Below are 7,596 nucleotides of genomic sequence, written 5' to 3'. Positions count from 1 at the left end.
TCCTGCGGGAATAGCGCGAGCCGAAAATCCACTTTGCAACTTGTTTTTCTTTGTAAAGTTAGTATGAGAACGTGCCCGTGGAAAGAGAAGTGGTCAGAGCGTTGCAAATACACATAAAATTTTTCAAAATAACTACTTTTTTAGCACGGTCATTGTGCTGACTTTATGCTTTCTTCCATATAAAGAAAAAAGTCTGCTTTACTCAGCAGACTTTTCTATTTTCTTTTTATCCTTTACCAGTATCCTTGTTCCATCTACCTCTACGATTTCAACCTCAGTATCTTTGGTGATCCATTTTCCTTCCGTAATTGCGCTATATTCCTTTTCTCCAATTAATACTGTTCCTATCGGTCTCATATCTGTTGTTGTTACTCCCGTTTCACCCACCAACTCTTTATATGATTGATTAATACTTGAGTAACCTGCTTCATCTGTCAATTGATCAAACAATGTAATTTTGGTCCACATTTGACGCTTCTTAAAAACCTTTAAAAAGCCTAACGAACTGATTGCCCCAATAAACACACCAATAACCGCATACAAGCCAGCAGACATGTTTTGGGCGGTAAATCCAACGGATACGATCATACAAACAAGACCTATTACTGCTAAGGTACCATCATTGATAACCTTACCATCAATTACCATCAGCATTAATCCGAAGAAATAAATAATGATCATAATAAAAAACATACCAGGATCTAAAAATGAAGCAAAATAAATAGTGATAAATCCTAAACCTAAAACACTGAAAATGCCTTTTGCATTGACGAGTAGTTCACCAATAAGAAATAGTGTTGCTAAAGCAACGATGACAAAACTCATCCAATCTGCAGTTATTGTAAACATTTGCTCACCTCAAATCAGGTTTTTTCTATCTATCATAACATACGAAGAAAAGTGTTCATCAGTTTCAAATTATTATTTTTTCATGAAGAATAAGGTTTGATACTTCTCTTTTCTTATTTTAACCTTTATAATGGACAATGGTAATAAATTTCTGCCACTGATGATAGTTAATTTAATAAATGCTAACAGTGATTTACCATTTATATGAATGAATTTTTGGGAAACTGAATTAAAGGAGCGATTTTATTTATGGCTTTAATACATCGGAAAGATACACGACCTGTAAAAGTAGGAAATGTGATGGTTGGTGGAAAAGATGAAGTAGTCATTCAATCGATGACAACAACCAAAACACACGATGTCGAAGCAACTGTTAAAGAAATTGAACGGCTTGAAGAAGCTGGCTGTCAAATTGTGCGTGTCGCTTGTCCAGACGAGCGTGCTGCCAATGCCATTCCTGAAATAAAAAAAAGAATCAACATTCCACTTGTAGTTGATATTCACTTTAATTATAAACTTGCGCTTAAAGCAATTGAAGGTGGCGCAGACAAAATTCGTATTAATCCTGGTAATATTGGAAAGAGAGATAAAGTGGAAGCAGTGGTAAATGCTGCAAAAGAGAAAGGTATTCCAATTCGAATTGGAGTAAACGCAGGTTCTCTTGAGCGCCACATTTTAGAAAAATACGGTTATCCTACAGCTGATGGTATGGTTGAAAGTGCACTTCATCATATTAAAATTCTAGAGGACTTGGACTTTCATGATATTGTTGTGTCTTTAAAGGCTTCAGATGTTAAGTTAGCAATTGAAGCGTATGAAAAAGCAGCAGAAGTTATTCCATATCCGTTACATTTAGGAATCACAGAATCTGGAACTCTTTTCGCAGGAAGTATCAAAAGTGCCGCTGGTATGGGGGCCATTCTAAGTAAAGGGATCGGAAGCACTATGCGTATTTCATTAAGTGCGGATCCTGTAGAAGAAGTTAAAGTTGCTAAAGAGTTACTAAAATCATTTGGCTTAGCATCTAATGCAGCAACATTAATTTCTTGCCCTACTTGTGGACGTATTGAAATTGATCTAATTAAGATTGCTAATGAGGTTGAGGAATATATTTCAACTATTAAAGCACCTATCAAAGTTGCAGTGCTAGGATGTGCTGTAAATGGTCCGGGAGAAGCTCGTGAGGCAGATATTGGTATCGCAGGTGCTCGTGGAGAAGGTTTATTATTCCGTCACGGTGAAATTATCCGAAAAGTTCCCGAAGAAACTATGGTAGAAGAACTAAAAGTAGAAGTCGATAAAATTGCTGAGGAATATATCCAAAAACAAAAAGAAGAAGTACAAGAAATATAAAGAAATAAACAAAAGGCAAGCCATACACGGCTTGCCTTTGTTATTTATAACGGTATAAATATCAGCGAAATTAATATAGAAACTATCGCTGTTACGATAGCAGCATTACCTAGCGTATTGGCACCTTGTTGTCTGGAAATAAACCCTAAAACAATGCCACCAATTGCCAGTATCAGCGGCCAAACGAAAAAGGAAGCTAATGCTAAAACTAAACCAGCCCAACCCCATGCAGTGTTAACATCTGATTGCATTTCTGTTTCTTGTTCTTCAGATTCTACAGGGCGATTAAACTCATTAGCTGATAACTCAGCAGAAGTTTCTGCTTCCCTTTTATACGCCTCATCTACTGCATACAACTCATCTGTAGCAACAAATTGTTTAGATTGAGGTGCTTCATCGATACGTCCGTTATCGATTTTAGGAGCATTCTCAACTTGTTGGTCATTCTGATGCTCTGGCATACTATAAACCCTCCCTTTCTTTTAGAGGTACATTTTTAGTATGCCTTATTTCTTTATGCTGTTACGTGGTAAATTCTACTTTCCATTACGGTGCATATGCAACATATTCTTTATATTTTTGAGCATTCTTTTGAATACGCGAAGCATATTCACTATTGGCATGCCCATTTTTTAGCTTATATTGCTCTAAGCCTGCCATACCACGATGATAGGCAGTCAATGTTTCATCCCAATTGTCATATTGATCATATAAATAATCAATATAAACTAAAGATAATTTTATCGAATAATACGGATCAAATAAAAGTTCATCTTCATAAGGCATATCGGCCATATCTGCTATCCATGGTGCAGTATTTTTCATAAACTGGGCCATACCGTATGCATGTCCATATTTTGTTTCTGGACCAACTAATTCTGGATCAAAACTGTTACCTGTTTCAACTTTTAACAGTTCATAAATAATAAATGGATCGATACCATATGTTTCAGCTTCTTTCACTAAATAGATCGCCCATGGTCTCAAAAATTCCCCTTCACTTTCCTCCACCATAACCTCTGCTATATCGTAATATTTCGGCCATGTTTCATGTGTCAGCTCCACTTCTTTTTGATTAGCTTGGGTTAAAATATATTGAGCTTGTGATTCCATATTTTGCACTTCTTGCTCTAATTCAACCTTATCTTTCTTTAGTGCTTGCATTTCTGATTTATATGAATTTACTTGATAATAGCTCCATCCTATAAGCACCAAAGTAAATACAATGCTAATCCATTGTATCTTTTTTGACATGTAAAAATACACTCCTTTGCTTTTCAAGCATTAGTCGATATTGTAGTTTTAATCTACAGCGCTATATGTTAGCGAAAAATGTCGATTAATGCAAATGATTTACACTCTACTCTTATTACCCATATGCACAAAAAATAAACATTATTGCATAAAATAATGAAACGAGAATAAAGGAGTTTTTGATATGAACGGTTTAACCAAACATATTATGCTTAATAAAATGAGGAAAATCAGTGCAAAAGAGATTACAGAATATGCTAAGAAATATGATATTGCTATCACAGAAAACCAAGCAAAATTAATATCCAGTCATTTAAAAAGAAGCAATTATGATCCGACAAATGCTGAAGATCGAACACAAATGCTAAGGAAACTTGCGCAAATCACAGATATAAAAACAGCTAAGGCTTGTCAGCAACTATTTCATAAACTAATTAAAGAATATGGAGTAGAAGATTATTTCAAATAAAGTTGAGACTGATCAGTATGTTAGCGTTTGTTACCCCCGCTTTTAAACTTGTAGTTCGACTTATATAGTACATCTTGATAAAAATCGAAAAAGGGCATGCTTCTTGTAATGCAGTCGCAGCAACAAGCTACATTCAAACAAGTCATCCATCAAAAAACTCTGCCATTTTTATCGGCAGAGTTTTTAAGCTATACATTTTAGTAATATATGATTGTTTTCATGGAAATTTTACTGGTTCACAATATGTTCTTTTAAATCTGTAACAAACGAACCATTTTTCAACATTTCAATTTCAAATTTATATGGAGGTTTTTTATTTTTTTTGTCTTCTCCAACATAAGGAGTTTCTAAAATCTTCGGCAATTCTGTTAGTTGATCATGATGGACAATGTTATGAATCGTTTCAAATCCAATGTGACCAAATCCAATGTTTTCATGACGGTCTTTTCCTGCGCCTTGGACATTTTTACTGTCATTAATATGGACAACTTTTAATCGATCAAGACCGATTATTTTGTCGAACTGATTTAAAACCCCATCAAAATCATCTACGATTGGGTATCCAGCGTCATGGATATGACAAGTATCCATGCAGATGGAAAGTTTTTCGTTATGTGTTACACCATCGATAATTTTAGCTAATTCATCAAAACTTCGACCGATTTCTGAACCTTTACCAGCCATTGTTTCCAATGCAATTTGGACATCTTGTTTAGGGTCTAGTACTTCATTTAATCCTTCAATAATTTTAGCTATTCCTGTATCGACTCCTTCACCAACATGTGCACCTGGATGTAACACAATTTGCTTAGCACCGATTGCTTCTGTTCGATCAATTTCACTCTTTAAAAACGATACGCCTAGTTCAAATGTTTCTTTCTTTTTTGCATTTCCAATATTGATAATATATGGAGCATGCACGACAACATCCACAATACCATTTTTTTCCATATGTTGACGTCCTGCTTCAATATTTAATTCTTCTATCGGTTTTCTTCTAGTATTTTGTGGAGCTCCTGTATAAATCATAAAAGCCGTTGAACCGTATGATACTGCTTCTTCACTTGAGCCTAATAGCATTTTCTTTCCACTCATTGATACGTGTGATCCAATTTTTAACATAATTCCTCTCACCTTTTCTATTTTTTCTTAAATTGATTTCTTTCTATTTTCTTTTTTACTCTCTGCTGTTGTTTTTTCATTTTTTTCTTATAGCCTGGTTTCACTTTTTTTGGTTTTCTCGTTTGCTGCCATGCTTTTTTCTCAATATCACTTTCTTGCCTTTCGCGCTTTTGCCTTACATTCCATGCTTTAGCTTCACGCCATTCCCCTTTTACGACATCATAAAAGGTAAAAGTTAATCCTTTTTTCTCCAACTTCTTAATAAGTGCTATATCTTCTTCATGATAAAGATTTATCGCTGTTCCTTCCATTCCTGCACGTGCGGTTCTGCCAACCCGATGTAAATAAAATGATTCTTCTTTTGGTAATTCCGCATTAATCACATGACTAACACCTTTAATATCAATACCACGTGCTGCAAGATCAGTAGCGACAATATATTGATACTTTAACTGCTGAATTTCCTTAAGGACTCGTTTTCGTTCCCGTTGATTAAGACCGCCATGAATGAGTCCAACCTCTAACCCTTTAGCTTGTAATTGCTCCGCTAATTGATTGGCATTTTCTTTACCATTGGTGAAAATAATTGCTAAATATGGTTGAATGATCTTGGAAATATCAAAAATAACATCAGCTTGTTCGCGATGTCTAAGATCAATTAACCGATGCTCCAGTTTCTCAGGAGCTAAGCGATCATCAATGTTGACATAAAGTGGTGTATGCAAGTATTTCTTAAGAAATGGCTGTAATTTCTCTGGAATTGTAGCTGAAAACACCATCACTTGAATATCAGGATCTGCATTGGTTAGAATTCGGTCAATTTCTTCAATAAGTCCTAGTTCTAACATTAAATCCGTTTCGTCGATCACAAAGGAACGTGCGGAATAAATATCCAATACTCCTTCTTGAATCAAATCTAAAATACGTCCTGGTGTACCTACGACGATATGTGGCGGTTGTTTCATTTTTTCAACCATTCTTTTTTTGTCAGTGCCACCGATAATTAACTTTGCGCGCCAATCATCCTCATTCCCAGAAAACTGCATAATCTTCTTCACTTCATCATATATTTGGATAGCAAGTTCTCTTGTTGGTGCCGTTAAAACAATCTGGGTTTCGGATTGACTGGTGTCAATTTTATCCAATAAGGGGATGAGAAACGCATGAGTTTTCCCTGATCCAGTTTCTGATTGTCCAATAATGTCCTTACCTTTTAATGCCTCTGGGATGACTTTGGCTTGAATTGCAGTAGGCTCATAAAATCCAAGCTTACCAATCACTTCATTCATCCAATCGTTCAATGCATATTGTCTAAATAAATGCTTTTCCATGTTATTCTCCTTCTAGTTAACAAATATCTTTGTCAATTGTAGCAAATACCTTTATAATATAAGTATTGGACAAATTCAAGTCCGCTATTAAACATTTTACTTGATCTCTAGTAGAAAGTACAGAGGGGGAACCAGAATGGAAGTAATTAAGATTGCTCCTAGAGGGTATTGCTATGGAGTTGTCGATGCAATGGTAATTGCTCAAAATGCAGTGAAGGATCCCAATCTACCTCGCCCTATTTATATACTTGGTATGATTGTTCATAATTCGCATGTAACCAACGCCTTCCAAGAACAAGGTGTTTACACATTAGATGGAAAAAATCGTGGAGACTTGTTAGAGGAAATTGAAGATGGGACAGTTATTTTCACAGCTCACGGTGTATCGCCAGAAGTAAAGAAACGTGCAGAAGAAAAAGGGTTGACTGTTCTTGATGCAACATGCCCGGATGTTACAAGAACACATGATTTGATTCGTGAGAAAGTTAAAAACAATTATGAAATTGTCTACATTGGTAAGAAAGGCCATCCAGAACCTGAGGGTGCAGTAGGTGTAGCACCGGATCATGTTCATTTAATACAAAATCAAGAAGATGTTGAAAATCTTCATATTAATGCTGAAAAAATCTTAGTAACCAATCAAACAACCATGAGTCAATGGGATGTTTATGATGTAATGCTTAAAGTTCAAGAAAAATATCCGCAAACGGAGCTGGAACAAGAAATCTGTATGGCAACCCAGGTTCGTCAAGAAGCAGTAGCGGAACAAGCGAAGGATGCCGATCTAACTTTAGTTGTGGGAGATCCTCGCAGTAATAACTCCAACCGTTTAGCACAAGTTTCTATTGAAAAAGCTGGTACTCAAGCATATCGCATTGCTGATGTTTCTGAAATTCAATATGAATGGTTAGAAGGTGTGTCAAAAGTTGCCGTAACTGCTGGTGCATCAACACCGACTCCAATTGCAAAAGAAGTTATCAAATTCATCGAACTTTATGACCCAAATAACCCCGAAACATGGGATCGTACGTCAAAAGTAAAGAAAGATAAAATCTTACCAAAAGTAAAAGCCAAAAAATAAGAAGCAGGCACCTTTCCGGTGTCTGCTTCTTATTTGATCAGAAAATCGCTCCTCCACATCAAACATAAACTGCGGAGTAACTCTTTTGAGGATCTGCTCTGTGCTCTGTGCATCCTCCCGTAGATAGTGCACTGAAC

8 protein-coding genes are annotated in these 7,596 nt (G+C 35.9%); 3 read left to right on the top strand and 5 right to left on the bottom strand.

The genetic code is table 11. The features are described from left to right. Nucleotides 1-198: 198 nt before the first annotated feature. On the bottom strand, nt 199-849 hold the full coding sequence (locus GH715_RS20735) for an NfeD family protein (RefSeq protein ID WP_153835914.1): 651 nt from the start codon (nt 847-849) through the stop codon (nt 199-201). Between the two features lie 249 nt (nt 850-1,098). Between GH715_RS20735 and ispG the strand changes: the two genes are divergently transcribed. Beyond that, nucleotides 1,099-2,202 carry a flavodoxin-dependent (E)-4-hydroxy-3-methylbut-2-enyl-diphosphate synthase gene (ispG, locus tag GH715_RS20730; protein ID WP_153835915.1) on the top strand — a complete coding sequence of 368 codons (1,104 nt, stop codon included), beginning with the start codon at nt 1,099-1,101 and terminating at the stop codon, nt 2,200-2,202. A 44-nt stretch (nt 2,203-2,246) separates the two neighbouring features. Here the strand turns inward: ispG and GH715_RS20725 are convergent, their stop codons facing one another. Then, nucleotides 2,247-2,663 carry a DUF4190 domain-containing protein gene (locus GH715_RS20725; RefSeq protein WP_153835916.1) on the bottom strand — a complete coding sequence of 139 codons (417 nt, stop codon included), beginning with the start codon at nt 2,661-2,663 and terminating at the stop codon, nt 2,247-2,249. A gap of 85 nt (nt 2,664-2,748) precedes the next feature. Beyond that, nucleotides 2,749-3,456 carry a lytic transglycosylase domain-containing protein gene (locus GH715_RS20720; protein ID WP_153835917.1) on the bottom strand — a complete coding sequence of 236 codons (708 nt, stop codon included), beginning with the start codon at nt 3,454-3,456 and terminating at the stop codon, nt 2,749-2,751. A gap of 184 nt (nt 3,457-3,640) precedes the next feature. Between GH715_RS20720 and GH715_RS20715 the strand changes: the two genes are divergently transcribed. Beyond that, the gene (locus tag GH715_RS20715; RefSeq protein WP_153835918.1) at nt 3,641-3,925 is read left to right on the top strand and encodes a DUF2624 family protein; all 285 of its coding nucleotides are present in this window, start codon (nt 3,641-3,643) and stop codon (nt 3,923-3,925) included. Nucleotides 3,926-4,153: 228 nt separating this feature from the next. Here the strand turns inward: GH715_RS20715 and GH715_RS20710 are convergent, their stop codons facing one another. Together GH715_RS20710 and GH715_RS20705 are read right to left on the bottom strand one after the other, a co-directional pair. Beyond that, nucleotides 4,154-5,047, bottom strand: a complete 894-nt coding sequence (locus GH715_RS20710; RefSeq protein WP_153835919.1) for a deoxyribonuclease IV — start codon at nt 5,045-5,047, stop codon at nt 4,154-4,156. Nucleotides 5,048-5,064: 17 nt separating this feature from the next. After that, entirely contained in the window at nt 5,065-6,378 is a 1,314-nt protein-coding gene (locus tag GH715_RS20705) for a DEAD/DEAH box helicase (protein ID WP_153835920.1), read from the bottom strand. 136 nt (nt 6,379-6,514) lie between these two features. On the opposite strand from GH715_RS20705, the gene GH715_RS20700 reads away from it, so the two are divergent. Further along, nucleotides 6,515-7,459 (top strand): 4-hydroxy-3-methylbut-2-enyl diphosphate reductase, encoded by a 945-nt coding sequence (locus tag GH715_RS20700; protein WP_153835921.1) that lies wholly within the window; start codon nt 6,515-6,517, stop codon nt 7,457-7,459. The last annotated feature ends 137 nt before the right edge of the window (nt 7,460-7,596 follow it).

It is taken from the genome of Gracilibacillus thailandensis (assembly GCF_010994055.1).
Classification (GTDB): domain Bacteria; phylum Bacillota; class Bacilli; order Bacillales; family Amphibacillaceae; genus Gracilibacillus; species Gracilibacillus lacisalsi.
The sequence above is the reverse complement of the archived record's forward strand: the minus strand, read 5'-3'. Positions and strand labels throughout refer to the sequence as shown.

What these genes read in the sequence shown, in the direction of transcription:
- GH715_RS20735 (WP_153835914.1), bottom strand. Translation starts at nt 849, where the DNA reads ATGTTTACAATAACTGCAGATTGGATGAGTTTTGTCATCGTTGCTTTA.
- ispG (WP_153835915.1), top strand. Translation starts at nt 1,099, where the DNA reads ATGGCTTTAATACATCGGAAAGATACACGACCTGTAAAAGTAGGAAAT.
- GH715_RS20725 (WP_153835916.1), bottom strand. Translation starts at nt 2,663, where the DNA reads ATGCCAGAGCATCAGAATGACCAACAAGTTGAGAATGCTCCTAAAATC.
- GH715_RS20720 (WP_153835917.1), bottom strand. Translation starts at nt 3,456, where the DNA reads ATGTCAAAAAAGATACAATGGATTAGCATTGTATTTACTTTGGTGCTT.
- GH715_RS20715 (WP_153835918.1), top strand. Translation starts at nt 3,641, where the DNA reads ATGAACGGTTTAACCAAACATATTATGCTTAATAAAATGAGGAAAATC.
- GH715_RS20710 (WP_153835919.1), bottom strand. Translation starts at nt 5,047, where the DNA reads ATGTTAAAAATTGGATCACACGTATCAATGAGTGGAAAGAAAATGCTA.
- GH715_RS20705 (WP_153835920.1), bottom strand. Translation starts at nt 6,378, where the DNA reads ATGGAAAAGCATTTATTTAGACAATATGCATTGAACGATTGGATGAAT.
- GH715_RS20700 (WP_153835921.1), top strand. Translation starts at nt 6,515, where the DNA reads ATGGAAGTAATTAAGATTGCTCCTAGAGGGTATTGCTATGGAGTTGTC.